Origin of the sequence: Halovivax cerinus, assembly GCF_024498195.1 — an archaeon.
In the GTDB taxonomy this organism is placed as follows: domain Archaea; phylum Halobacteriota; class Halobacteria; order Halobacteriales; family Natrialbaceae; genus Halovivax; species Halovivax cerinus.
In genome coordinates, this window is record NZ_CP101824.1 from 3,139,856 (window position 1) to 3,166,390 (window position 26,535).

Sequence of the window (26,535 nt, forward strand, 5' to 3'; positions counted from 1 at the left end):
ATCGACGAATTATCAAGGGAGAACCCCCAACACCCCACGGAGACTGATGGACGCCTCGATCACCGCGCTCGACGGGCTGGGGACGATATTCGAGACGACGACGCAGCGCCTCGTCGTTACCGCGCTCGTCACTGCCAGTTTCGTCTACGGACTCAGGGTCGGCCGACGAGCGCTGAAGCGTCTCGACGATCACGTCCGCCCGGTCTACAGGGACGTCGTCGGCGCACTCGTGTTTCTCGCCGGCTCCGGACTCGCGTCCGGCATCGTCGTCGGGACCTGGCAGCAGACGACACACGTCACGACGGTGGTGAACGGGAACGGTCTGGGCGGAGAGACGATCGCCCGGTTGATCGTCTCGACCATCCTCGTCGTCACCGGCGTCATCGGCACGCGATTCCTCAGACGCCTCATCAGGAACATCCTCGGATCGGCCTCGTCGGTCACGGACCACCAGAAGGAAGTCACGTACCGACTGACGCAGGTCATCGTCTACGCGATGGTGTCGATCATCGTGCTCGGTATCTGGGTGGAGGATATCGGTGCGATCCTCGTCGGCGCCGGGTTCCTCGGTATCGTCCTCGGCATGGCTGCCCAGCAGACGCTCGGGTCGGTGCTATCCGGCTTCGTCCTCATGTTCTCCCGCCCGTTCGAGATCGGCGACTGGGTGCTAATCGGCGACGTTCACGAAGGCGTGGTGACGGACATCTCCATCGTCGACACGCGCCTCAGAACGGTCGACGGCGAGTACATCGTTCTGCCGAACGACGTCGTCGGGTCGTCGGCGGTGACGAACCGGTCGCACGCCGGACGACTACGGCTCGAAGTTGAGGTCGGCGTCGACTACGCGGCCGACGTCGAGCGGGCCGCGGCGCTTGCGACGGAGATCGCGGAGTCGGTGGACATCGTCCTGAACGCCCCGTCACCGCGCGTGGCGACGAAGTCGCTCGGTGACTCGTCGGTCGTCCTCGGCGTTCGATTCTGGATCGACCGACCGCGCGCACGTCGGGCCGCGGAAGCGAGGACGGCGGTCACGAACGCGATCAAGGCCGGCTTCGACGACGCCGACGTCAAGATCCCCTTCCCACAGCGAGAACTCTCCGGAGCCGTCGACGCGACGGCCGATCCGCACGCGGTCGACGAGTCCGAGGCGGTGGTCGCGTACGAGGAGACGGACGAAACGGGTCCGGCGACGTCCGATAACGGGACCGGTGGGGCCCAGAACGGCGACGGCACGTCCGGTGACAGCTGATGGATCTGGCATCCCGTCGCGGCCTCGAAACCGACGTCTACCAACCAGCCGAGGACTCACACCTCCTCGCCGAAACAGCGGTCGAGCGCCTCTCGTCGCGATCGCCGGGTCGGTTGCTCGAGGTCGGAACTGGATCGGGCTACATCGGGGCGCACCTTGCGGACGAACTGGCGTGGGACGTGGTCGTCTCGGATCTGAATCCACACGCCTGTCGGCAGGCTCGTGACCGGGGTCTGGACGCGGTGCGCGCCGACCTCGTCGAGCCCTTCGCGACCAGTTCGTTCGACGCCGTCGTCTTCAACCCGCCGTACCTGCCCACCGATCCCGACGACGAACGCGACGACTGGATGGAAGTGGCGCTGTCCGGCGGTCACTCCGGCCTGGTAGTCATCGAGCCGTTCGTCGAGACGGTCGGTCGCGTCCTCGCGACCGACGGCGTCGCCGTCCTCCTCGTCTCCAGTCTCACCGGTGTCCCGTCGGTCGTCGGACTCGCCGCCGAGGCGGGCTTCAGTGCGATCGCCGTCGCCGACGAGTCGTTCCCCTACGAGACGCTGACGGTTCTCGAACTGGTCCGGTGAAACGCCACGGCCGAACGTAGCGAGGGTTGCGTTCGCACGGGCCGCAGGGCCGTGTCCGTCGGGGCGTTCGCGACCGGCGACGTCCCCCGGTAGATTACCCCCAAACATGATTCGAGATAGCAAATATTAAACAGCGTCATAGCGTTGTGTCCGGTACGGATGACACGTTACATCTCGACCCAGACGGGACTCGCCCCCCTTCCCGATCGGGCGAAAGCCGATCTATCGGACCTCAAGGGTCATCAGAAACACGACCTCGTCGACGGGACCGAGGGACCGGAGATCCGGGACCGGTACGACGACGCGCGAGCCGACGTCGTCGACCACCAGCTCGCGGTCGGACTCGACCGCGTCACCGAGGCCCAGCTTCGCTGGGACGACATGCTCGCCCATCCACTCGCCGTGTCAGACGCGGTCGAAACGCGCGGGATCGTCCGGTACTACGACAACAACAACTTCTATCGCGAGCCCGTGATCACCGGGGAGCTATCCGCTACCGGGGATCTCGCGACGGAGTTCGCCCCGTTCGCAGACGCGGTCGAACCGGAGGCGAGGCAGGTCGTCTTGCCGGGACCGTACACGCTCGCCGAACTCGCCACCGACGAGTACTACGGCGACGACGCGTCGCTGCTCTCCGGCGTGACCGACCTGCTCGTCGGTGAACTCGAGTCGATCGAGTCGTTCGCGACGCTCCTCTTGCTCGATCCCTCGCTCGTCACGGACCCGCCGAGTGACGGCCACGACGAACGGGTGAGCGACGCGATCGATCGCCTCGCAGCGGCCACGGACGCCGACGTCGTCGTCCACAGTTACTGGGGAGCGCTCGAAGAGAAGGTGTACGCACACCTGCTCGACGCCGACGTCGACGCCGTCGGGTTCGACTTCGTCACCGAGCGCGACGACAATCTCTACCTCGTCCAGGAGTACGGCTGTACCGACGACATCTACCTCGGACTCGTCGACGGGCAGAACACGCTTCTCGAGGAACCGGAGGCCGTTCGCGACCGCGTCGACTGGGTGTTCGACCGCCTCCCCGTCTCCGACTTCGAGACGGCCTATCTCGGGCCGAACACGGAGACGTTCTACCTCCCCTACGAGACGTACGAGGCGAAACTCGAGACCGTATCCGAGGCCGCATCGCTCGCGGAGGTGCGTGCCGCATGAGCGACACCAAAGCGCAGTTTCGGCCCGAAAACCACCCGAACGACCACTTCATCATGACGACCGTCGTCGGCAGTTACCCGAAACCGAAGTGGCTCAACCGGGCGAAAGCGCTGTACGAGGACGACGACGTCGACTTCGACGACGGTGACTGGCAGGAAGCGAAAGACGACGCCGCTCGCGTGATCACGGACGAACACCAGCGCGCCGGTCTGGACGTGGTGGTCGACGGCGAGATGCGCCGGAACGAGATGGTCGAGTACTTCGCCCATCGCATCGATGGCTACGAGTTCAACGGACCCGTCAAGGTCTGGGGACACAACTACTTCGACAAGCCATCCGTAGTCGACGACGTCGCCTACGACGAGCGATGGCTCGTCGAGGAGTACGAGTTCACGGCGAGCGTCGCCGACCGTCCGGTCAAGGTTCCGATCACAGGCCCGTACACGCTCGCCAGCTGGTCGTTCAACGAGGCCTACGACGACGACGCATCGCTCGCGTACGACCTCGCAGACCTCGTCAACCAGGAGATCGAGAAACTCGTCGACGCCGGGGCCCGGTACATCCAGATCGACGAACCGGCGCTGGCCACGACACCGGACGACCACGCGATCGTGGGCGAGGCCATAGAGCGCATCGTCGCCGACGTTCCAGACGACGTCCGTATCGGCCTCCACGTCTGCTACGGCGATTACTCGCGTATCTACCCCGAGATCCTCGAGTTCCCCGTCGACGAGTTCGACCTGGAACTCGCAAACGGCGACTACGAACAGCTCGACGTGTTCGAAGACCCCGCCTTCACGGCCGACCTCGCCCTCGGCGTGACCGACGCTCACGTCGCCGAGGTCGAATCCGTCGAGCAGATCGAACGCAACATCGAGAAAGGTCTCGAAGTCGTCCCACCGGACCAGCTCGTTGTCTCGCCCGACTGCGGGGTCAAACTCCTCCCCCGGGACGTCGCCTACGGCAAACTCGAGAACATGGTAACGGCGGCCCGAAACGTCGAGGCGAAACTCGACGACGGCGACGTAGACGTCCGCGGACGGACCGCCTCGCCGGCAGACGACTGATCGGACAACTACGAGTTCCTGCGGGGCAGAGAGAGTCGCCAGATCGACACCGGGCGTATTCGGTCGTCGCTCACTCGAGCTCGACTCGCCCGTCGCTGTAAGCGGTCACGGTGTAGCCGGCGTATTCGAACCTGACGGAACCGTTCGAGCGTCCGTCTCCGGATGGCGCCGGTGCGAAGACGGTGTCGAGTGCGTCCGGATCCACGACGGAGTACAGCGGCGGATAGGCGGGTGGCTCCAGTTCGGTGACGTCGATGCCTTCCCGCTCAGCGATGGTCTCGATGACGACGTGACTCAGCGAGACGTCCGTCGCACCGGGGCGATGCTGGGAGAGTCCCATACGAATCCCTTCCCGCTCGGTCGTATAAGCTTGGTGGCCAGTTCCCACGCGACGGGCTATTACCCGGCGAACGCGCGACGTCACGAACGCGGTCGGCATGAATCAATTTTAATAGAGTTGAAAGTGTCCTCCCGATAGCGACCGCGGGCCCCACGGGCGCGACGGACCCGGCGGTCGGCATCGAAAGACCACAACCGATGACATCGAGAACGCTGCACCTGCCGGTCTCGGCACCGGACCACGTCGAATCGTTCGTCGAATACGCCTCGCTGGGCGAAGCGGTCGGATACGATCACGTCTGGCTCCCGGAGACGTGGGGCCGTGACGCGGTGTCCGTCCTCACGCGGATCGCGAGCGAGACGGACGAGATCGGGATCGGACCGAGCGTCCTCAACGTCTACTCCCGCTCACCCGCGCTCGTCGGCCAGACGGCCGCGACGCTCCAGGAACTCTCCGCCGGCCGACTCAGACTCGCCGTGGGGCCGAGCGGACGAGCGGTCATCGAGGGCTGGCATGGTGCGTCCTTCGACCGTCCGCTCCGTCGGACGCGGGAGTTCATCGACGTCGTCCGCGCGGTGCTCTCCGGTGACGTCGTCGACTACGACGGGGATATCTTTTCCCTCGGCGGGTTCCGCCTCCGCTGTGACCCGCCCGAGACGCCGGTCCCGATCGAAGCCGCCGGCATGGGACCGACGTCCGTCGAACTCGCCGGCCGGTTCGCAGACGGCTGGCACGCGATCGTGTTCACACCGGACGGGTTCCGCGAGCGCATGGCGGATCTCGAACGCGGTATCGAGCTCGGCGGTCGTACTCGCGGCGACGTGACGACCACCCTCTCGTTGACCGCATCCGTCCACGAGGACGGAGAACACGCCAGACGACGCTGCCGAAATCACCTCGCGTTCTACGTCGGCGCGATGGGTACGTACTACCGAGAATCGCTCGCCAGACAGGGATACGAAGACGAGGCCACGGCCATCGCGGCCGCGTTCGCCAACGACGACCGCGACCGCGTCCACGAGATCGTCGACGACGAGATGCTCGCCGACCTCGCAATCGCGGGAACGCCGGCGGAGGCCCGCGAACAACTCGCCCGGTGGGAAGCCATCGACGGACTCGACGAACTCGCGATCAGCTTTCCGCGCGGCGCGACCGACGACGAAGTACGCCAGACCATCCGAACGCTCGGACCGGACACCTAGTTACCCCCGGCCTCGATTTTGAAGGATCGATCGTCGAACCGGTCAGGACGAACGGTCAGTGCCTACCAGTCCGTGCAGGACTGTACGAAAGCCCGGGCTCGACCGGTACCAGACCCAACCGCCGACGAGCGAGCCGATGAGCGTGACGACGAACAGACCAGCGACACCCATCGCGTACGCCGGCCGTCCGGATCCGGTCACTGCGAAGACCGAAGCCGGGTTGTCGTGTACGACGAAGAAGTACGCGACGAACCAGCTCGTCGAGACCATCGACAGGGTGTACAGCGCCGATCCGTAGACGTAGTTACGGAACCAGAGGAGGACGAGACCGACGAATGACCCACCGAAGCCGACACCGGCGACGAACGCGTCTTGCCCCGACGTAAACGTCACGTCCGACGCCACCGCCCCGCCCGCGAAGATGGCGCCCGCGACGAGCGCGGCGACGAACGAGGCCGTAACGACGAGTCGAGTGTCCACGCCACATCGTCTCGTCGTTTTCGCCTTAACTGTTGCTGCCGGCCCCGCAACACGCTGGTTCGGTCAGTCGATCGGCAGCGAAGATGTGTCGATGGCGTCTCGCCGGCCGTCGAGAACCGAAAATCGGTCCCCCCGGCGGCGTTCGAGCCAGTAGAGCAGCCGCTCGGCCCAGACGAGTTTCCGGGACTTGCTCGCGGTGACCGATCGATCGTCGAAGTCCCACCCGACGAACGTGAGTCGGTCGGCACCGAGGGCGTCGGCGAGAAACGCTGCACGATCGCCGTCCGTGAACCCCCCGACGTTGACGACGTGGCCTCGCGGCGCGACCTGCGTCGTGGGGAGGATCGACCCGTCCGGACAGTCGGGGACGACGCGTTCGATCGCCTCGACGTTGTCGCCGTGGGCGTGGACGGCGACGGGCGTTCCACGCGCCGTCAGCCGGCGGACTGTATCCGGATTCTTGTCGAGGTCGGTCACCATCCAGTCGACGGTCACGTCGCGGGCCTCGAGCGCGTCGACGGCGGTCGACGCGGCGACGATCCCATCCGCCCGTCTCGCCCCGTCGATCGCAGCGTCGTCCGTGATCGACGGACCGCCACCTGCGATGGCCACCGTCGAACCCGGTTCGACGAAATTCGATCGGTCGTCGAACGGGCGGGTGAGTGCGAACAACCGATCACGCGCTCGCGCATCGGCTGTCCGATCGTACCCGAAATCCGCGCGGATCGCCTCGTAGACGGGTTTCCACGCGTCGAAGTCTGTGCCCATAGCTGTCACTCTGCAGGATGTGGGTCAATAAGTGAATGGTTCGCCGGGCATCCTCCAAGTACCCCTACCCGAGAGGTTTCCCGGCTTCCATCAGGTCTTTCAGATGCCTCCGGTATAAGCTTTCTCTTCAACAGGCATATCGTGGTAGTGACAGACACACACGGACGACGGACGTTCCCGACGAGAGAATCGTCGAACGGCGACCGTGTCGTGACCGACGCGAGGGTCGTACCCACCTACAACGGGTGCGTTCGAAACCCACCGACGCGACCAGAATCTGAACCCAGGTGACGCGACCTATATCCAACGCCCACCGGTCGACGCGACCCGATTCCGACGCCCACCCGTCCACACGACCCGATTCCGACGCCCGCCCGTCCACACGACCTGTATCCGACGCCCGCCCACACGACCCGATTCCGATACCCGCCGACTCGGCCACGTATCGGAGAGGGATCGTCTCGCGTGGCCGCACCCGACGGCAATCACGAATCGACGGAGTCTTATCGCCGAGTGTCTCCGAACCGATCACCCACGAGTGCCGCATCACGCGTGGCCGCGACGTCGTGTGTCCGAAGTACGTCGGCTCCCCGCTCGACGGCCAGCGCAGTGGCACCGAGGCTCACCGGGAGTCTGTCTGCGGTCTCGCGGTCGACGAGGTCGCCGAGGAAGTTCTTCCGGTTGATCGAGACGAGGACCGGCCCACCGAGCGCCCGAAACTCGTCGAGGCGCTCGAACGTCGCCCGGTCGTCGGCGAGCGTCTTCGCCTCGCTCCAGCCGCCGAACGCCGGATCGACGATCGTCTTTTCTGTCAGCGGCGTCTCCTCGAGTGCCGCGAGCAGTCTGTCGACGTACTCCGCCTCGGCGGCCCACTCCGGCGACCGACGCGCCGCCCAGTCGACGTCGGAGACGGCGCCTGGTCGGTCGAGATCCGGCGGGCTCGCCATCTTGACGACAGCTGCGTCGTAGGCCGCACACACCTCCGGCATCACCGGGTCCGCGAACCCGCAGATGTCGTTGACCATGTCGAACCCTCGCGTCAACGCCTCTTCGGCGACGGCGGCGTAGCGCGTCTCGATGGAGAAGACGGCGTCACCCGCGACGCGGTCGATCGTTTCGACGGCCACGTCGAGCCGATCGAGTTCCTCCTCGGCCGAGAGCACCTCGAAGCGCTTGTTCGCCGACTCGAGCCCGACGTCGACGATGTCGGCACCCTCGCCGATCAGCGCATCGTCTACGTATCGGGCGGCCTCGTCGGGATCGTCGAAGACGCTCGGGTCGTACGGCGACTCCTCGCTGACGTTCAACACACCCATGATCCGCGGCGGGTGTCCGTCGCCGATCCCGAGTCCGGCCGCGTCCACAGTGTTCATATCCCGTCTGTGGAGTCGAACCAGTTAGCGCCCACGGTTCCGGGGTCCGATGGCCGGTTTCGGTGACGGCACCGTCGCCGATATCGGACCGGTGGGAGAGCGCACACCTTTTGGCCGGGCCGCACCCAACAGTGTCCATGGAACGTCCCGCGCCAGTTCGGCCGACCCAACCGGTCGGTCATCAGGTCCGATCGGCAACCGCGCCCGTAGCGCAGCGTCCGCAGACCCCCCGTCCGCGAACGGCCTGGCCATGACGGCCGACGCGGGATCGAGCCGGGAGGACGCACACACCGTCGAGCGACGCGAGACGCCGGCCGTCGCCGTCGTCGACGCCGAGACACCGGGAAACGTCGGGACGATCGCCCGTGCCATGAAGAACTTCGGCTTCGCTGACCTGCTGCTCGTCGACCCGCCGGCTCTCGATCCGGACGGCGAGGCGTACGGGTTCGCCGGCCACGCTCGCGAGGACGTCCTACCGAACGCGAGCGAACTGTCGTTCGAGGAGCTCGTCGACACGTACCACACGGTCGGCTGTACGGCGGTGACCAACGAGGACGATCGCGGACACGTCCGTTATCCGTTCTCCACGCCGGCCGAGCTCGCCGAGCGGCTGGCGTCGGTCGACTCGCGGACGGCCATCGTCTTCGGACGTGAAGGCGTCGGCCTGACGAACGAGGAACTCGCCCGGATCGACGAGATCTGTACGATCCCGGCAAATCCCGAGTATCCGGTCCTCAACCTCGGCCAGGCCGCCACCATCACCCTCTACGAACTCCAGGACCTGGCGCTAGAAGAGACGCAGCTTCCCGACGTCGAGCGAACTCGCGCCCCCGAACCCCTGCTGGAACGGTGTTTCGACGCGTGGGCAGGCCTCCTGGGTGAGATCAACCATCCAGAGCCGAAACGGGCGAAAGCCGACCGACTGTTCCGCCGGCTCGTCGGTCGGGCGGATCCGACCGAAGGTGAAGCGAACACGCTCCTCGGCATCCTCAAACGGGCCAGAGACAGACCAGATCGGACGGACGATTCGGACTGACGGGCCGGCGGCGGGAACGTGCTCTCGGCCCGTAGCGGGAACTGATCCCGACCGAACTTACAGCGATACGAGGAGAACGCCCACGGCTTCAGCCGTGGGAGGATGTCAAGACGAGCGCTTGCCGATCTCTTCTCGCAGGATCTCGCTCACCTGATCGCCGTCGGCCTGGCCGCGAAGGGCACCCATGCACTCGCCCATGAGGCCCGAGAAGGCCTGCATCCCCTCCTCTGAGACCTGCTCGGCGTTTCGCTCGACGACCTCGACGACGGCGTCTCTGACCGCGTCCTCGTCGGCACCGCCGAGGTCCTCGGCGTCGGCAGCCGCGACCGCCGTCCGGTCCGGGTCGGCGGCGAGTGCAGTGAGCAGTTCTGGAATCGCCTCGTTGGGGATCTCCCCCTCGTCTGCCAGTGCGAGCGTGTCGGCGAGGTGACTGTCGGTGAGGACGTCGACGGCGACGTCGTCTCGGCGCAGTTCGGTCAGCGTCGACTCGAGGGTGCTCGCCGCGAGCGTGGGATCGACACCTTGCGTCGTCACTGACCCGTCTTCGGTCTCGACGCCCTCCTCGACGACGGATTCGAACAGCGGCATGTACACACCGTAGGCGACCTGTTCGGCCAGACCAGCGTCGAGATCGTGTTCGGCCTGGTAGCGGTCGACCGTCGCCGTGAGCAGTTCCGGGACCGGAACGTCGCTCGGATCGGGTTCGACCGGCGGGACGTCGGTCTCGGGGTACATCCGCGCCGCGCCGGGGAGCGGCCGGAGGTAGCGCGTCGTTCCGTCCTCGTTCGCCCCGCGGGTCTCCTCGGGGACGCCCGAGATGGCGGTCTCGGCCCGCTCGGCCGCGGCCTCGATGGCACCCGGTGCGACGTCCTCCGTTGCGGCGACGAGTGCGACGGCGTCGTCCGCGTCGGCGTCGACCGCCGCTCTGAGTGACGCGACTTCGGTTTCGGTCACGCCGTAGGCCGGCAACTCGTCGGTGTGGAAGATGCCACCCGCGCCGTGGCGCTTCGCGTGATCGGACAGTTCGGTCCCGAGCCGACGATCGGAGGCGATCTCGCGGCCGACGAGTCCGTCGAAGCCGGCGAGTCGCACCGCGTACACGGCGCCGCCGTCGGTCAGGGCACCGGCGATCACGCCGCTGTCGGTGTCCTCGAAGACCGCAGTGACGTCCATCGGCTCGCCGACGGCCGCGTCGCGCGCGTCGAGTTCGGCCGCGATGTCGACGAGTTCGGCCTGTCGCTCGACTTCGGTACGAACGATGTCGTCGATGTCGTCCAGACTCTGGACGCCCTTGATCTCGACGCGAGCACCGGCCTCGATGGAGACGTTGACGTCCTGGCGAATCGTCCCCAGCCCGCGTTTGACCTTCCCCGTCGAGCGCAGCAACATCCCGATTCGTTCGGCCGCCTCGCGGGTCTGTTCGGGCGTCCGCAGATCCGGCTTCGTCCCGATCTCGACCAGCGGGACGCCCAGCCGATCGAGGCTGTACCGAACGCCATCGTCCGTCTCGGTGACGCGCTGGGCGCTCTCCTCTTCGAGCATCAGATCCTCGATGCCGACCGGTCCCGCGTCGGTCTCGATCTCGCCCTCGGTCGCGATCAGCGCCGATCGCTGAAAGCCCGCCGTGTTCGAGCCGTCGACGACGAGCTTTCGCATGACGTGGGCCTGATCCACCGGATCCATGTCGAGCAACTGAGCTATCTCGAGGACCGTCTCCAGCGCCTCGTCGTCGAGTCGGCGCGGCGGTTCGTCGTCCTCCTCGACGAGACAGGTCGAGTCGTACGCCAGGTACTCGAACTCGCGGTCGACGCGGCTCTCCTCCAGGGCCGCCTCGTCGATCTCACCGAGTTCACTCCGGGTCGGGTGGAGGTACCGGGTGAACCGACGCGTCGACTCCTCCGGTTCTCGGACCGTCGTCGGACAGGGACAGAACAGTTTCGTCTCGGTGTCGAGTTGCTGGTGGATCTCCAGACCAGCGACCAGCCCGAGGTCGGCGTAGTCGTCTTCGTCCATTAGGCGGGTGTGGGTGGCGCGGGGGTAAAAAACCGTTCAGTTCGGGCGCCGGGTCGGCCGGATGGCTCCGGTTGGGACGACGGGCCGGCCGGTTGGCTCCGATTGGGACGCCGGGTCGGCCGGAAGACTCCGATTGGGACGACGGGCCGGCCGGATGGTTCGTCGAGGACGACTCGATCGCCCGCGTCAGTCTTGCCCGAGGATGCCGCGCTCGGCCATCTTCCGCGGATCGAGTACCTCGTCGGCCTCGTCTTCGTCGAGGTACCCCTTCTCCAGGACGACTTCGCGAACCGTCTTGTCCTCCTTGAGGGCAGTCTTGGCCACCTCGCTGGCCTTGTCGTAGCCGATGTGGACGTTGAGCGACGTGGCCATCGCCATCGACTGTTCGACGCGGTCGGCGCAGTAGTCTTCGTTCGCCTCTAGCTTCCGGACGAACCGCTCGGCGAAGACCTGGCTGGCGTTCGAGATGAGTTCGGCAGACTGGAGGAAGTTGTGCGCGAGGACGGGCTTGTAGAGGTTGAGGTCGATCTGGCCCTCCGCGGCGCCCGCGGCGACCGCGGCGTCGTTCCCCACGACTTGCTTGTGGACCTGGTTGACCGCTTCGGCGACGACGGGGTTGATCTTGCCGGGCATGATCGACGACCCCGGCTGGTTCTCGGGCTGTTCGATCTCGCCGAGCCCGTTGCGCGGTCCGGAGGCGAGTAGCCGGAGGTCGTTGGCGATCTTGTTGAGAGACCCGGCGACGACGCGCAGGGCGCCGTGGGCCTCACTCATCGCGTCGTGAGCGGCCTGGGCCTCGAAGTGGTCGTCCGCCTCGCGGAACTGGACGCCGGTCTCCTTGGTGATGTACTCGGCCGCGCGACCGGGGAACTCGGGGTGGGTGTTCAGACCCGTCCCGGTCGCCGTGCCACCGAGTGCGAGTTCGGCGAGGTGCTCGCGGGACTTGTCGACCCGGGAGAGGCCCTTCTCGATCTGGGTTCGATAGCCGCCGAACTCCTGGCCGAGCGTGACCGGCGTCGCGTCCTGGAGGTGCGTTCGACCCGTCTTGACGACGTCGTCGAACTCGTCGGCTTTCGACGCGAGCGCCTCACGGAGCGTATCGAGCGCCGGGATGACGTCCTTCTCTACGGCCTCTAGGGCGGCAACGTGCATCGCGGTCGGAATCACGTCGTTCGAGGACTGGCCGTAGTTGACGTGGTCGTTGGGGTGGACGACGCGGTCGCCGATCGTCGCGCCCATCAGTTCCGCCGCCCGGTTGGCGATCACTTCGTTCGCGTTCATGTTCGAGGACGTCCCCGAACCCGTCTGGAAGACGTCGACGGGGAACTGGGCGTCGTGCTCGCCGGCGATGACCTCGTCGGCCGCCTCGACGATGGCCGCCGCGACCTCCTCGTCTATCAGGTCCAGATCGCGGTTGGCCTGAGCCGCCGCCTTCTTGACGACGCCGAGTGCACGGACGAACCGCCGGCCGAAGCTGATACCCGAGATGGGGAAGTTCTCCACCGCCCGCTGGGTCTGGGCACCCCAGTAGGCGTCCGCCGGCACCTGCATCTCGCCGAGACTGTCCGATTCCGTTCGAAACTCCTCTACCATGTGTCGTCGTTCTCCGTGCGAGGGGTAAAAAACACCGAATCCGGGCTCGGCGCCACCGGGTACGTTCATGGACCGCGGACACGGACGACGCGGCAACCGGGTTACAGGCCGTCACCGATGCTCGCCGATCCTTCGTCGCGAGCCGTCAGTGCGTCCTGCAGCCGGTCTCGACCCGTCACGTGGACGTCGCGGGCGATCGGCAGATCGACGTCGTAGATCGTGGGGTTCGATCGAGCGAAGGTCTGCGAGCTCGCCGTGTCGACGACGACCGACGCCAGCCCCAGCCGCCGCTGGAAGATCGACCGCCGCGTCGATATCGTCTGAATGCGGTAGTACGGGACCACCGACGTCGTTCGCGACCAGAACCCCTCGCGGATGACGATGGCCTCGTCGCCGACGTAGTACCCGAGGTGCGCCCACCGGAGGTGGGCGGCCGGCGGAACAGCGAGGTAAACAGCGAGCGCGACGTACCACGCCTCGAACGCGGTCACGCGCGTGAGTGCGTAGGCGCCGACGACGGGGATCGTGGCCACCAGCGCGTAGCGAACGAGGTATCGGCGTCTCGCGACCGTCGTCGGTCGATCGAACGTTGGCGGTTCGACGCCCGAAAGCCGTTCGGCGAACGTCTGCGCCCGTGGTCGCCTGGCGAAGGGGACGGCCGACTGGCTCCCACTGTCGCTGTCCGGACCGTAGCCCGCCGTCTCGACGCGGAGACCGGCGTACCCGATCAGCCGCTGTACCGGATTGTCCGTGATCGTCACCGACTGCACTTTCTCGAGGGGGATGCTCCCGCTGTAGCGTTGCAACAGGCCGCGTTCGTACACCAGATCGTCGCCGGCCCGGCCGAGGCGAAACCCGTAGTACGAGACGAACGTGTACGCGATGCTCACCGCGTACGTCACGGCGACGGCGTGGGCCACCGATACCGTACCGAAGACGAGCGAACGCGTCGGCATCCCCCCACCGGTCGCGGATCCCTGCGTGACGGCATCGGTCACCGAGAGGAGGTACTCGACGACGAAGTCCATCCCGAACAGCGTCAGAAAGCCCAGTGCGGCGACCGCCGCTTTCCGGAACGAGGCGAACGAGTACAGGAGCAACTCGCGCATCTCGAGTGCGAAGAGTTGGCGCGGTCGGTACGCCGTTCCATCGGGAGCCGATTCGGGGCGCTGATCTCGGGCGGACGACTCCGGGCGTGTGTCGACGGGAGCGCCCGAAGGGGTCACGTCGGCCCCCGAATCCGACGCGGTTTGGGACGGATCACCACTGACGGGGGCGCGCTCGTCGGCCGACGGGTCGACACCGTCCTCGCGACGGGTGGGTCGATCCCTGGCCGCCGTCCGTCGGCGAATCTCTCGCTGGAGCCGAGCGGCTTCGTCGTCGCTGACGAACGAGAGCGTCGCCTCACTCGACCCCCCACCGGCCGTCTCGATCGTGACGACGGCGATCCCGAGGATTCTGGAGACGACGCCCTGCCGCACGTCGACGTTCTGTACGCGACCGAACGGGATCTCCCGGTCGCGTCGGGAGAGGACGCCGGAGGCGATGTCGAACGTGTCCTCGGTCAACTCGTACTCGAACCGGTAGTAGTAGGCGACGGCGTATCCGACCCCGACGAGAAAGCCGAGCGGCGAGAGTACGAACGCCCAGGACACCTCGACCATGGAGACCATCCCCGAGAGGATCGAGACGAGAAAGAACATGACCGATCCGCCCACGACGCCCCGCTGGACGGCGTTCGTAACGGCGCTTAGCGGGTGGAGGCGATTCGTGGTCATACGGCGTCGTCTGCCTCGCTGGCGACGGCGAGGTCCCGGAGCGTGTCCTGGAGTGTTCGTGCGCGGTCAGGCGTCAATCCCGGAATCCGAACGTCGGCGTTGCGCGAGCCGGCGGTGTAGACGACCACACTCGAGAGCCCGAGCGCGCGTTCGATCGGACCGAACTGTGTGTCGACGTGCTGGACGCGGACGAACGGGACGGCCGTCTCGACGAACGTGACGACACCGCGTTCGAGGTAGAGCGCGTCGTCCTGTAGCTCGAACCGCCATCGGCCGTAGTGGACGACGGCGTGGGCGACGCCGAGGACGACGACGATCGCGACGACGCCGACCGCGGCGGCGACCGGAAGCGAGACGAGCCACGCATCGACGGCCAGAAGCGCGAATCCGAGCACGGCCGCTCCGAGCACGGCCCGGCCGACCCAGACGAGCCGAATGCGCGAGTGGAGCGTTTCCATATGCGCAGTCGTAACAGTCCAACTGTAAACGTACCGGTTATCGCCACGGGAAGCGAGCCGATCCACGTCTCGAGAGGCGTCGAACCGACCGGTCTGCGAATCGGGACGAGGACGGGGTCGAAAACGAGTCGTATCGACTCTCCTCCAGTGCAGCCTCGTCGACCATCACCACGCGTGCACACGCTGACCGGTCGACAGTACGACGGGCGAACGCTATCCTCGACGGGCCCTCCGATGGGTCAGTCGTCGTACTCGTCGGGCGTGTACGTCGAGAGTTCGAGCGCGTGGATGTCCGTCGTCATGTGTTCGCCGAGGGCGTCGTAGACGAGCTGGTGCTGATCGACGAGCGACCGGCCTTCGAACGCCGGCGACACAACGGTCGCCGCGAGGTGGTCGTCGTCGTGGTGTCCGCGTGCCCGTCCGACGGTCGCCTCGGCGTCAGGGAGGTTCTCCTCGATCAGCTGCGCGACTGCGTCCGGTTCCATAGCAAGTCAGTGGACCGGGGGCGGCAAAAGTCACGCGATCCCGACCGATCAGGTTCGACCGCTGATTCGGGTGCCTCGTCGTCACGGGCTGCCGGTCGTGTGTGACGACAGTATCGGGGACCAGCGCCTTTAAGCGGGTTCCCTGCCCGGTGTCGGACATGTCACTCGCGGCAGCGACACGGGATGCGGTGGACGAGCGCCCCTTTCTCGCGGACGCCCTTCGGGCAGGCCTCTGTAACTTCACGGCGGTCGCCAGATTCCTCGACGTCGACGGCGACGTGGAGGCGGTGGCGACGGCGCTGCGGCGGTACGCCGAAGAGTTACAGCCGTACGAGACAGGCAGCCGATCGGTCCGGGTCACGATGGAGAGCGGTATCGAACCCGTCGACGAACCGAGCGATGCGATCCTCCAGGTCGGCGAGACGTCGCTCGGGACGGGTCGTGGCGATCGGACGGCTATCGTCGCGACCGGGGCGGTCGACGCCGCGAGCGTCGCACACGCGATGGAGCGGTGTCGGGTCGCCGAAATCGCCCTGACCGCCGTCTCGTTCGTCGACGACACAGCCGCAGTCTTCGTCGTCGGTCGCCGCGACGGTGCGAACGCGCTCAGGGAGATCGAAGCGTCGTTCGCCGACGCGCCGCTCGTCGATGACTGACGAGCTGCCTGCGGAACACACACCGTGGGCGACCACTCACCACGGCGTAGGGCGTCAACTCACCACTGCGTGGGACGTCCACTCACCACGGCGTAGGGCGACCACTCACCACGGCGTAGGGCGTCAACTCACCACTGCGTGGGACGTCCACGCACGACGGATGGGACGCCACCAGACGCCGGTGGCCCCAGATCCGGGTCGGTTCCACGCTCGCCCGGACTGCATCCAACGCTTTATCTGTTACCCGCGGGTATCACCCGCCAATGACCCTGCACGTGACGAACACGTTGACGGGCGAACCGGAACCCTTCGAGCCACAGGACCCCGACGACGTCACTCTCTACTACTGTGGCCTGACGGTCTCCGACCCGCCTCACCTCGGCCACGCCCGGTCGTGGGTCCACGTCGACGTCATGCACCGATGGCTCGCACACCTCGGTTACGGTGTCCGCCACGTGGAGAACTTCACCGACGTCAACGAGAAAATCGTCGCCCGCGTGGGCGAAGACGACCTCGGCGACTCCGAGGCCGAGGTGGCCCACAGCTACGTCGCCCGGACAATCGACGACATGCGGTCGCTCAACCTCCTCCGGGCCGAGGTGTATCCGCGCGTCTCTGAACACGTCCCGGAGATCCTCGATCTGATCGAGACGCTCGTCGAGAAGGGCTACGCCTACGAGTCGAACGGCTCGGTCTACTTCGACGTGACGACGTTCGACGACTACGGGGCACTCTCGAACCAGTCGATCACGGACATCGAATCCCAGGGTGACCCCGACGAGCGCTCGGAGAAGCGCCACCCCGCCGACTTCGCCCTCTGGAAGGCCGACGGCGTCTCGCCGGCTGCCGTCGAAGAGCATCGACACGAGGGGGCCGCGCCGGCGAGCGACTCCTGCGAGACCGCCCAGACCTGGGACTCGCCGTGGGGCGAGGGGCGCCCCGGCTGGCACATAGAGTGCTCGGCGATGAGCATGACACACCTCGGCGAGACCATAGACCTCCACGTCGGCGGCCGCGACCTCGTCTTCCCCCACCACGAGAACGAGATCGCCCAGTCCGAGGCGGCGACGGACCAGCAGTTCGCCCGATACTGGCTCCACTGCGAGCTCTTCGAACTCGACGAGGAGAAGATGTCCTCGAGCCTCGGCAACTTCGTCACCGTCGCCGACGCGGTCGATCGGTGGGGGCCGAACGTCGTCCGGACGTTCCTCACGGCGGGTGCGTACAACAGCTCGCAGATCTACAGCGAGGAGGCGATCGACGAAGCGGAGCGACGGTGGGAACGCCTCGCACGCGCACACGAGGACGCGATCGACGCTCTCGACTCGCCCGACGCGCACGCGAAGGTGACCGACGACGACCTTCGGGCGGTGATCGACGACACCGTCGCTGCCTTCAGCGCGGCGATGAACGACGACTTCAACACGCGCGAGGCGCAGACGGCCCTCCTCGATCTGGCGAGCGCGCTCAACCGTCACCGCGAATCGACCGACGCCTTCGATTACGTCGGGCTTCGACGCGGCGTCGACGCGCTCGAAACGTACGGGTCGATCCTCGGCCTCTCGTTCGACGGCGACGCAACCGGCGACGTCTCACTCGCCGGCGAGCTGGTCGAACTGCTCCTGTCCGTCCGCGAGCAGGAACGAGCTGCCGGGAACTACGAGCGCGCGGACGAACTTCGCGACGAACTCGGAGCGCTGGGCGTCGACGTCCAGGATAGCGACGACGGACCGAGCTACCGGCTCCCCTGACCGGTCGCACGCCACGCAGCCCGACCGTCCGCGAGTCGGCCGACGTGACGAACCCGGCCAAGACCTACAGTCCGAGGGCGGTCGCCACCGAAAGTCCTGCTGCGATCGCACCCAGGAGGTAGCCGGCGATCGCCCCACCGTTCAGGAGGGGAAGGCCCGCGTGTGGTTTGCCCTTCAGTACCATCGAGAGCAGTATCGCGAGCCCGGCGGTCGTTCCGACGATCGCACCGAGGGCCGGAAGCGTCAGCGTGAACACTGGAACATCGAGGAGCGGCGCGTCGAGGAACGTGACGCTACTCGCGACGAGGATCGTGGGGATGACGGCGTCGCCGAGACCGACGAACAGCGCGTCTCGATCGAGGGGGTCGGGCTCACCGGCGCCGTCGGTCGCGGGTGGCGCTTCCGGTTCGTTCGACGCCTGTTCGGACGCGACGTTGGCACCGTTCGCCGACCCGTCCGGACGCGGCCCGTCGTCGAGATACGAGTACCCGAGCGACGTGGGAACGACGAAGACGACCGGGATCTTCAGGTCGAGCACCCCGTCTGCCAGCGAGAGCATGTGCTCGGTCCGATAGACGCTGATCGCGTCGTAGACGGCGAGGACGACGAGAAAGAGCAGCGCCGGGAGGAGACCGAAACTGATGCCGAACAGCGCGGCCGCACCGGCAGCCATCAAGACGCCTGCGGCGTCGACGACGTACCACTCCGGATAGACCAGTACCCCGAGGCCGAGCGCACCCGCCGCCAGACCGGCGATCGCGTTGACTCCGCCTACCGTCACGACGGGTGGAATCAGGACGACGAAGACGTACCACGAGAGTAGCACGCTCACACCGACGATGAGCCAGCGGATGAATCGATCCGCGTCGTACCGGAATGCGGCGAGCATTATGGCTGTCGCGACGAGAATGACGCCGAAGAAGACGCCGCTATTCGCCGGATCCTGCGGATCCTCGACGGCGGGACCGTGCGTCGACTGAAACGGTTCGACGAGCGCCAGCGCCCCGAACTGCACGGCGAGGAAAATCGCGACGACCCCTGCGGCCGACAGTCCGATTCGAGCGCGGTCGTTCATTTAGACGCCTTTCGAACGGACCCGGTATCTGTGTTGTGATTACCCGATCTCGTCGGCCGTGAGTGAGTTGTGAGTACCCGATCTCGTCGGCCGCGAGTGTGGAGGGAACGGTCCGTCCGCCCGACTCGGGAGTGTGGAAACCGAATCGTCCGAGCGAGAGAATACGTCGACGTCCGGTCCTGAAACCGATTCGACCCTCGGCAGAAACGCTCGACCACCGTTTCGATCCCACGCCGTGCTCACCGAACGTAGACGTGCTCGCCGACGAGTCTCGGTGGGTGTACGTCGTCCGACGGGGATATCGCGGCGAACGGTTCCGTCACCGGACCGAACACGTCGACCACGCGCCCGACCTCCGTGAGCGAGTCGTCGAGGATCATCGCGCCGAGGTCGACGTCTTCGTCGGCCATCCGGCAGACGAGGACTCCCTGTGCCACCTCGACGACGGTTCCTGCGCGACGCATTAGCTACGCATCGCCCCGACGTACGCGGCGACGGCCTGTACCAGGTCGTTCTTCGTCGAGTCGTCCGCGCCACGGACGACGACACGACCGCGGTGGGTCCACGGCTCGCGCGAGTAGGCTTTGTCGCGCTCGACCGAGGCGTCGTACCCCACTTGCTGTACCGCCTTCGCGATCTCCTCGACCGTCGGTTCGGGGACGGCGATGTCCCGCGGAACCCGCCGACCCTCGTTCCGGCTTCGGTCGGCGTCGAGGTAAGCGGGCCAGATCACGTTCTCGACCATACCGGATGCTGGTGGTGAACGGAGTAAACCCTTCGCAAATTCGACCGAAACCGGTTCCGCGGAGTGGCGTCACGGACCGGGTGTTCGATACACAACTCGTACCCGATCGGGTCAGACACGAAACCGTAACCGACCGATCGGGAACTGGCCGATCCGCTCAGCTGCGCCGGGTGCTCAGGAGCGCGACCGAGAGGACCGCCAGGAGGGAAACGGCGACCCCGAATCCGGGGATCACCGCCGCGTCGTCCGACGTGTCCGATCCGGTCGAATCGGCCGTCTCCGACCCGGTAGCTGAACCCGCCGATTCGTTCTCCGATACCTCGGCGTAGGCGTCCGCGTGCACCGTCGACGCGATCTGCTCGATCACCGTCACCACGAGCGGACCGGGTTGGCTCATCGCATTGTCGTTCACCACGACGAACTGGTCGTCCGTCCACGCGGTCGTCGTTTCGAGGGCCCGATCGACGGGTGGTGACTCGAACGAATCGCCGTAGACGATCCACTCGGGGTCTTCGGCCACGATGACCTCGTTGCTGAGCTCTCCCCACCCGGTGACGTTCGCACGCGCCGCGACGTTTTCCAGGCCGGCCCTGGTGAGGATTTCGTGCTGGAACGTTCCCTCACCGGGTGTGACGTCCGTGTTCGGCCCCATCGAGTAGTACGCGAGGGGCCGATCCCGGTCCTCCACGGCGGCGTCGATCACATCTAACGACTCGTTCATCTCGGTAATCGTCCGGTCTGCACCCGCACACTCCCCGGTGAGGCGCCCGGCGAGGCGGACGTTGGCTCGGACGTCTGCAATTGAGGACGCCGCGTCGTAGACGTAGACGGTCTGTCCGGCGTTTCGAAGCTGTTCGACGAACCCGTCGTGGTACGTGACGGTGTTGGCCGCGAGGACGATATCCGCGTCCAGATCGATCACCTTCTCGGCGACCGGCGTCGAGCCGTCGTCGGCCGACACGTCGCTGACGTTCGCGGGCGCGTCCAGATACGACGTGTACGGTCCGACCGGCATACCGGCGAGTTTCGACGTCGCCCCCAGCTCCGTCACGAGCTGGGCGTCACTCGGCTGGACGGCCACGACGGATCCCGGCTCTTCGTCGATCGTGACCGACGTTCCAGTCGCGTCCGTGACCGTTAGTGGATAGGTACAGGCTGTACCGGACTCGGAGGGTTGGGTCTGGATCGGGTGGACCGGCTCTGAGGGCGGCGCGTCGGTCGGTCCCACCGGATCGTCCACGGCTGCCGTGACACCAGGTGCAACGGTGCCGACGATCACCAGCAGTGCGAGCAACGTGAGTAGTCGATGGCGCATCACCCGGTCATCACCACCAATTCAATAAATACTTATCTAAAGCAATCCTACTTTCCTTCGATGGACGTTCGACGTCGAGCGGTCGGCTGGTCCGTCACGTTGACGGGAGCCCTCGTGGCGACCGTCGTGGTCAGCGCCGCGATCGGACCGATCCGCATCGAGTACGTCGACGTCGGGAAGGCGATACTCAACGCACTCGCCGTGCCGACCGGCGTCGAAATCGACTCAGTCTCGATGCCACCGTTCTGGTGGGACGTGCCGCGGCCGACGCTGTCGCTTCGCCCCCTGTTCGGCTTCGACGTACACGGCCCGCACGAGTCGATCGTCGTCGACCTTCGGCTCCCGCGAATCGCTCTCGCCGCGACGGTCGGGACTGGCCTGGCGACCGCCGGAGCGGTCATGCAGGGATTTTTCAGGAACCCGCTCGCGGATCCGTCGATCATCGGGGTGTCCTCGGGGGCCGCCGCGGGCGCGGTGGCGATGCTGGCATTCCCGCATCTCCTCCCGTTCGCCCAGTTACGGTGGGCCGCGTTCGTCGGGGCTCTCGGCGCGGCCGGACTCGTATACGCGATCGCAACCGACGGTGGGAAGACCCCAGTCGCCACACTGCTCCTCGCCGGCGTCGCCGTCCAGACGTTCCTCGGTGCGGTCATCTCCTACTTGCTCGTGCACAGTGGGGACGGCCTCCGGGCGGCCGTCTACTGGATGATGGGCCGACTCACGAACGGCGCCTGGAACGACGTCGGATTCGCGTTGCCGTTCGTCCTCGTCGGAGTTGGGATACTGTTTACGTACGCACGTGACCTCAACGTCCTCCTCCTCGGGGAAGGAGACGCACATCACCTCGGTATCGACGTCGAGCGAACCAAACTCGTCTTGCTGGTCGTATCGACCGTCGTCACCGCGGCCGGCGTCGCCGTGGCGGGCGTCATCGGGTTCGTCGGCCTCGTCGTCCCGCACATGATGCGCCTCGTCGTCGGCCCGGACCACCGAATACTCCTCCCGACGAGTGCCCTCTCCGGGGCGATCTTTCTCGTCGTCACGGACACGATCGCCCGATCGGGCCCCGTCGAGGTTCCGGTCGGTATCGTAACCGCGGCCGTCGGTGCACCGTTCTTCCTCTTCCTGCTCGCTCGAAAGGAGGTGCACGCCCTGTGATCGACGTCGAGTCCCTCCGGGTGTCCTACGGCGAAGCGGTGGTATTCGACGACTTCGAAACCAGCGTACCCGGCGGAACGTTCGTCGGACTCGTGGGGCCCAACGGCGCCGGGAAATCGACGCTTCTCCGGACGATCAGCGGATCACTGTCTCCGGATTCGGGTCGCATCACGATCGACGGAACGCCCGTCGAAACGCTGCGTTCGCGCGAACAGAGCCGGCTCGTCTCGGTCGTCCCCCAGGACACGTCGCCGGCGTTTTCGTTCACCGTCGGGCACTTCGTCGAGATGGGACGAACACCCTACCGGTCACGGTTTTCGCCCCCAGACGAGACGGACCGTCGGCTCGTGGACGAGGCGCTCGACCGAACGAACACGGCACGATTCGAATCCCGTGCGATCGACGAACTGAGCGGCGGCGAACGCCAGCGAGTCGTCCTCGCGCGTGCGCTCGCACAGGATACGCCGGTGATTCTGCTCGACGAACCGACTGCGAGCCTCGACATCAACCATCAAGTCGAAATCCTCTCGCTCGTCGCGGATCTCGCCGCGTCCGGGAAGACGATCGTCGCTGCGATTCACGACCTGGACCTCGCCGCGCGGTTCTGTGACGAACTCCGCCTCCTCGCCGACGGATCGATCGTCGATCGGGGTCGACCGGACGCAGTCCTCGACGCAGAAACGGTCGAACGAGCGTTCGAAACCGAGGGCGTCGTCACGCGAAATTACGCGACTGGCACTCCATCGGTGACCGCACACCCCTCGGACACCGATTCACCGGCGATACCCGACCGAGTGCACGTTCTCGGGACCGGGCCGGCGGCAGCGAGAGTACTCTCAATTCTCTCTAGGACGGACAGTGACGTTTCGATCGGACCCGCCCCAGCCGGCGACGTGGCAGCTGTGACGGCGACCGAGCTGGGAGTGCGCAGTCACGACATTCAGGCGTTTGCCGGGGTAGATGCCGACGGAATACGGACGCTTCGGATCGCGCTCCACGAGGCAGACGCGACTGTCGTTACGGATGATTGTGCGCTTCTCGACGATGACCGAGTACTGTCGGCTCTCTCAGAGCAGCCGACGATCGCTGTCGCGACGGCGGCGATCGGCGGAGATCGCCACAATTCGAACCCTGCGACCGGCCCGTTCGACAGAACGTCAGATCCAGACTCTCTCCTCGAAACGCTGGCGACCATCGGTGCTCGAGAAGACGACGAGACGCGAGCGTCGCCGAACCCTCGATACCCACCTTTGTGACAATTCAAATATGATTGGCGGGACCAGATTCGCTGCTCGAACGATATAGCGATATACGATATACAAGACCGAGACGCGCCATCCGATGTTGTAGTATAGTGTCATATTTGGCAACGATCAGAGCGAAATTGGTAGGGAGACCACCAGCAACGAGACACCAGGACGACAGCGCGACGATCGGCTGTGATCGTGCATCACCGATCGTACGCACGGATCGTTCGATAATCGGCTCGCCCCGGTTAGATACGCACCGACTTGCACACGAATCGGTCGATAGAGACCGATCGACGTGACTGGTCGGTATTTCGATGGTTCTACTGGCGAAGCGGTTCGCACCGCCTCTACAAACAGCTTCAGAGCTAGTCGAGTCGCAGCGACCGACCAGACGTACAGCAATTGCTCTCGAGAACCGCTCGATCCATTCACTGTATCACCACCTCCCGAGATAGATCCGCGAACCGGACTGCCGCATGACACAATCTCCGGTGGTGGTCGAACCCACCGACGGTAGCTAACAGAGGCAGGCCGGGCAGAAACTGACAGGCACAGACTGTGACCTGCCCAACTCAGTACGGGCAGTCGGTACGAGTGACGATCCACCTAATACGGAGCGTAAATTGCTCTCACAGCGAGGGTGAGTACGGCTCTACGGAGGCCTCAGATCCTCGACCGGACGGTGAAGTGACCAGTGATCGACCGTACCGTCACGAGATCGACGAGGGCGATTCTGTAACAACGAGACCCACTATCACCGTAGTCTCGAACACCGCCCCTCCGCCCCACTCCCACGCCCCGGGTTGTGACGCAAGCGAATACCGTCTACCGAACTATCGATCGACGACCCACGTTTCGACACCGACACCCCAGGGGTCACGGCCTCGAAACACACCTCTAGATCATCCCGGTCGCCACCCTTCCGAGAGTAGCACGGTGGAGCCATATTTGTTTATTCTAGTACGAGTGACCAGAGGGGATTCTGATAGACACAGATACTTGTATAATGGACTGAGTTACCCACCTGTAGTAGTCACATATCCTCAAATAAAGACCCTTATTTGGATACAGGGGCTAGATTCATGAGTGTCCGGTTCGAACGACCGTCCATGAGCAGTGACGATCGGGTTGCCGTGAAGACGTACGTGCCGCGCCATCAGAAGCGAGAGTGGGTGAGCCACGCAGAGCAACTCGACATGACGCAGAGCGAGTTCGTCCGAACGATGGTCCAGGCCGGACGCGCCGATATCGGCGTACCAGGAGCGACCGACGTCGAACCACTATCGGGCGAATCGTCCGATGACGCATCGGTATCGAACGAATCGGCAGTCGGTAGATCCGATTTCGGCGATCGAATCGTCGAGGTGTTGCGTCGACGCGGGGCGCTCGACTGGGACGAGCTCGTCTCCGCTCTGGTCGACGACGTCGAATCTGAACTCGACGACGCCCTGCAGTCGCTCCAGTCCGAAAATACGATCGTCTACAGCGGACGAAACGGCGGCTACACCCTGACGAACGATGAGTGACACAGCGCACGATCCGATCGAGTACTTCCTCGAGGACATGACTCACCACGGGCGTAACGTTCGAACGTACGAGGCGTACGAACGCGTACTCGGGCAGTTCGAGACGTTTCTCACGACCGAACGAAACGCGTCGCCGGAGACGGCCACGTACAGAGACTGTATGGCCTGGGTCCACGACCTGCGGAGCCAGCACGCCGAGAGTACGATCGCGACGTACGCCTCCTATCTGAATCGATTTTACTCGTACCTGGAGCGGGTCGGGCGTCACGACGAGAATCCGATGGGGCTCGTGATCGAAGAGATGGACGAATCGATCGATACCAGCCCCGCGCGGCGAGACATCTCCCTCCCGGAGATGCAGGCGTTCGTGTCCGGTCTCGCGCACCCGTTGCACCGGTCGATCGTGATCACGTTGTTGAAAACGGGGCTGCGATCCGGCGAACTCTGTAATCTCGATCTGTACGATCTCAATCTGAGCGGCGAGCAGTACTGGGACCCGCGTCCGCAGATCGACGGCCAGACCGGCTCACTGTACGTCTCTCCCGATCACACCTACGGAGAGCGAAGCGGCGGGGTCGAGCGGACCGCCTCGAACAAGCGAAAACGTGAGACGATCGTTCCGATCGACGACGAACTCGAGGGAGCGCTCCGTCGCTGGCTCGCGATCCGACCCGATACACAATCTCGCGCCGAACCGGTCTTTTTGAGCACCGAGGATCGGTGGGGACGTCGCCTCACGCCGGATCACGTCCACCACATCGTCACTCGCTACACGCGTGAGGCCGGCTGGTATCGGTCCGGAGGTGGCGCCCGAGAAAACGTCACACCGCACTACTTTCGACACTTCTTCACCACACACCTCCGGGATCGGACGGGCGACCGCGGGATCGTAAAGTACCTTCGCGGCGATGTCGCCGACGATATCATCGACACCTACACTCACAACTGGGGTGATCGCGTCCGTTCGACGTATCTGGAACACATTTATTCGGTGGCCACGAGTTGATCCCGTCGCATACACGAACGGACACGCGGGGTGCAACGCCTGCCTATCGATCGACGGCCAGCACCGGATGGACGATCCGATAGAGACGGGGATCGTTCGAATACCCGTTCATCGCACACGTACCGACGGTGCAGGAACGGCCGTGCCTCGAGGAATCGGTGGATCGTCCCGGACGGTGTCGTAACGGCCTTCACGACAGACCCAAGGAGAGGATCCCAAACCCACCGAAAGTGAGTCACTGTCGGTCGTCAACCGATGCTGAACACCGAATCCGGTTACTCCTCGCCCTCTTGTTGGCGACGACCTCACCTATCTGGTGATGAGTACGCCAGGCGGCCGTGAACGGTTGCAAGATCGTGCGGTTAAACACGGAAAAACACGAGTTCTGTACTACCCATCAGAATATTATAGTATTTTTCCAACTGCTTCTGCTGGACGAGTCCCAACACATAAATCGTATATTGCTATA

Annotated in this window: 24 protein-coding genes and 1 pseudogene; 12 read left to right on the top strand and 13 right to left on the bottom strand. The window is 65.4% G+C overall.

The window, feature by feature from the left end; translation table 11 throughout:
• Positions 1-46: 46 nt before the first annotated feature.
• From NO366_RS14920 to NO366_RS14935, 4 genes are all read left to right on the top strand, one after another.
• Entirely contained in the window at positions 47-1,249 is a 1,203-nt protein-coding gene (locus NO366_RS14920) for a mechanosensitive ion channel family protein (protein WP_256531577.1), read from the top strand.
• A complete protein-coding gene (locus NO366_RS14925; RefSeq protein ID WP_256531578.1) occupies positions 1,249-1,827 on the top strand; it encodes a HemK2/MTQ2 family protein methyltransferase in 579 nt (192 codons plus the stop codon). The genes NO366_RS14920 and NO366_RS14925 overlap by 1 nt, the downstream gene beginning before the upstream one ends.
• Before the next feature lie 159 nt (positions 1,828-1,986).
• Positions 1,987-2,991, top strand: coding sequence for a 5-methyltetrahydropteroyltriglutamate--homocysteine methyltransferase (locus NO366_RS14930; RefSeq protein ID WP_256531579.1), 1,005 nt, complete (start codon positions 1,987-1,989; stop codon positions 2,989-2,991).
• Positions 2,988-4,058, top strand: a complete 1,071-nt coding sequence (locus NO366_RS14935) for a methionine synthase (protein ID WP_256531580.1) — start codon at positions 2,988-2,990, stop codon at positions 4,056-4,058. The genes NO366_RS14930 and NO366_RS14935 overlap by 4 nt, the downstream gene beginning before the upstream one ends.
• Before the next feature lie 70 nt (positions 4,059-4,128).
• On the opposite strand, the gene ddfA is transcribed toward NO366_RS14935, so the two are convergent.
• Positions 4,129-4,398, bottom strand: a complete 270-nt coding sequence (ddfA, locus tag NO366_RS14940) for a DdfA family disk-determining factor (protein ID WP_256531581.1) — start codon at positions 4,396-4,398, stop codon at positions 4,129-4,131.
• A gap of 197 nt (positions 4,399-4,595) precedes the next feature.
• Here ddfA and NO366_RS14945 point away from each other — a divergent pair, with 197 nt between their 5' ends.
• Positions 4,596-5,600, top strand: coding sequence for a TIGR04024 family LLM class F420-dependent oxidoreductase (locus NO366_RS14945; protein WP_256531582.1), 1,005 nt, complete (start codon positions 4,596-4,598; stop codon positions 5,598-5,600).
• A gap of 42 nt (positions 5,601-5,642) precedes the next feature.
• On the opposite strand, the gene NO366_RS14950 is transcribed toward NO366_RS14945, so the two are convergent.
• The 3 genes and pseudogenes from NO366_RS14950 to folP form a co-directional block, all read right to left on the bottom strand.
• Positions 5,643-6,080 (bottom strand): hypothetical protein, encoded by a 438-nt coding sequence (locus tag NO366_RS14950; protein ID WP_256531583.1) that lies wholly within the window; start codon positions 6,078-6,080, stop codon positions 5,643-5,645.
• A gap of 63 nt (positions 6,081-6,143) precedes the next feature.
• The gene (locus NO366_RS14955) at positions 6,144-6,848 is read right to left on the bottom strand and encodes a 6-hydroxymethylpterin diphosphokinase MptE-like protein (RefSeq protein WP_256531584.1); all 705 of its coding nucleotides are present in this window, start codon (positions 6,846-6,848) and stop codon (positions 6,144-6,146) included.
• Positions 6,849-7,369: 521 nt separating this feature from the next.
• Positions 7,370-8,221: pseudogene (gene folP / locus NO366_RS14960) on the bottom strand (dihydropteroate synthase); the annotation flags it as partial.
• Positions 8,222-8,471: 250 nt separating this feature from the next.
• Here folP and NO366_RS14965 point away from each other — a divergent pair.
• Positions 8,472-9,257, top strand: coding sequence for an RNA methyltransferase (locus NO366_RS14965; protein ID WP_256531586.1), 786 nt, complete (start codon positions 8,472-8,474; stop codon positions 9,255-9,257).
• Between the two features lie 105 nt (positions 9,258-9,362).
• Here NO366_RS14965 and gatE read toward each other — a convergent pair whose 3' ends face one another.
• The 5 genes from gatE to NO366_RS14990 form a co-directional block, all read right to left on the bottom strand.
• Positions 9,363-11,270 (bottom strand): Glu-tRNA(Gln) amidotransferase subunit GatE, encoded by a 1,908-nt coding sequence (gene gatE, locus NO366_RS14970; protein ID WP_256531587.1) that lies wholly within the window; start codon positions 11,268-11,270, stop codon positions 9,363-9,365.
• Between the two features lie 186 nt (positions 11,271-11,456).
• On the bottom strand, positions 11,457-12,863 hold the full coding sequence (locus NO366_RS14975; RefSeq protein ID WP_256531588.1) for a class II fumarate hydratase: 1,407 nt from the start codon (positions 12,861-12,863) through the stop codon (positions 11,457-11,459).
• A 101-nt stretch (positions 12,864-12,964) separates the two neighbouring features.
• The gene (locus tag NO366_RS14980) at positions 12,965-14,641 is read right to left on the bottom strand and encodes a PH domain-containing protein (protein ID WP_256531589.1); all 1,677 of its coding nucleotides are present in this window, start codon (positions 14,639-14,641) and stop codon (positions 12,965-12,967) included.
• A complete protein-coding gene (locus NO366_RS14985; protein ID WP_256531590.1) occupies positions 14,638-15,099 on the bottom strand; it encodes a PH domain-containing protein in 462 nt (153 codons plus the stop codon). Before NO366_RS14985 ends, NO366_RS14980 begins: the two co-directional genes overlap by 4 nt.
• Positions 15,100-15,338: 239 nt before the next feature.
• Entirely contained in the window at positions 15,339-15,584 is a 246-nt protein-coding gene (locus tag NO366_RS14990; protein ID WP_256531591.1) for a BolA family protein, read from the bottom strand.
• Positions 15,585-15,742: 158 nt separating this feature from the next.
• Here NO366_RS14990 and NO366_RS14995 point away from each other — a divergent pair, with 158 nt between their 5' ends.
• Together NO366_RS14995 and cysS are read left to right on the top strand one after the other, a co-directional pair.
• The gene (locus tag NO366_RS14995) at positions 15,743-16,240 is read left to right on the top strand and encodes a DUF7523 family protein (protein ID WP_256531592.1); all 498 of its coding nucleotides are present in this window, start codon (positions 15,743-15,745) and stop codon (positions 16,238-16,240) included.
• 263 nt (positions 16,241-16,503) lie between these two features.
• The gene (cysS, locus tag NO366_RS15000; RefSeq protein ID WP_256531593.1) at positions 16,504-17,991 is read left to right on the top strand and encodes a cysteine--tRNA ligase; all 1,488 of its coding nucleotides are present in this window, start codon (positions 16,504-16,506) and stop codon (positions 17,989-17,991) included.
• 64 nt (positions 17,992-18,055) lie between these two features.
• Here cysS and NO366_RS15005 read toward each other — a convergent pair whose 3' ends face one another.
• The 4 genes from NO366_RS15005 to NO366_RS15020 all read right to left on the bottom strand — a co-directional run bounded on the left by NO366_RS15005 (position 18,056) and on the right by NO366_RS15020 (position 21,126).
• Entirely contained in the window at positions 18,056-19,066 is a 1,011-nt protein-coding gene (locus NO366_RS15005; RefSeq protein WP_256531594.1) for a presenilin family intramembrane aspartyl protease PSH, read from the bottom strand.
• 239 nt (positions 19,067-19,305) lie between these two features.
• The gene (locus NO366_RS15010) at positions 19,306-19,530 is read right to left on the bottom strand and encodes an H/ACA ribonucleoprotein complex subunit GAR1 (protein WP_256531595.1); all 225 of its coding nucleotides are present in this window, start codon (positions 19,528-19,530) and stop codon (positions 19,306-19,308) included.
• Positions 19,530-19,811 carry a signal recognition particle subunit SRP19 gene (gene srp19 / locus NO366_RS15015; RefSeq protein WP_256531596.1) on the bottom strand — a complete coding sequence of 94 codons (282 nt, stop codon included), beginning with the start codon at positions 19,809-19,811 and terminating at the stop codon, positions 19,530-19,532. Before srp19 ends, NO366_RS15010 begins: the two co-directional genes overlap by 1 nt.
• 157 nt (positions 19,812-19,968) lie before the next feature.
• Positions 19,969-21,126, bottom strand: coding sequence for a PGF-CTERM-anchored ABC transporter substrate-binding protein (locus NO366_RS15020; protein WP_256531597.1), 1,158 nt, complete (start codon positions 21,124-21,126; stop codon positions 19,969-19,971).
• A gap of 60 nt (positions 21,127-21,186) precedes the next feature.
• On the opposite strand from NO366_RS15020, the gene btuC reads away from it, so the two are divergent.
• From btuC to NO366_RS15040, 4 genes are all read left to right on the top strand, one after another.
• Positions 21,187-22,284, top strand: coding sequence for a vitamin B12 ABC transporter permease BtuC (btuC, locus tag NO366_RS15025; protein WP_256531598.1), 1,098 nt, complete (start codon positions 21,187-21,189; stop codon positions 22,282-22,284).
• Positions 22,281-23,540, top strand: a complete 1,260-nt coding sequence (locus tag NO366_RS15030) for an ATP-binding cassette domain-containing protein (protein ID WP_256531599.1) — start codon at positions 22,281-22,283, stop codon at positions 23,538-23,540. The genes btuC and NO366_RS15030 overlap by 4 nt, the downstream gene beginning before the upstream one ends.
• Positions 23,541-24,643: 1,103 nt before the next feature.
• The gene (locus NO366_RS15035) at positions 24,644-25,060 is read left to right on the top strand and encodes a DUF5805 domain-containing protein (RefSeq protein ID WP_256531600.1); all 417 of its coding nucleotides are present in this window, start codon (positions 24,644-24,646) and stop codon (positions 25,058-25,060) included.
• Positions 25,053-26,066 carry a tyrosine-type recombinase/integrase gene (locus tag NO366_RS15040; RefSeq protein ID WP_256531601.1) on the top strand — a complete coding sequence of 338 codons (1,014 nt, stop codon included), beginning with the start codon at positions 25,053-25,055 and terminating at the stop codon, positions 26,064-26,066. Before NO366_RS15035 ends, NO366_RS15040 begins: the two co-directional genes overlap by 8 nt.
• Positions 26,067-26,535 lie beyond the last annotated feature (469 nt).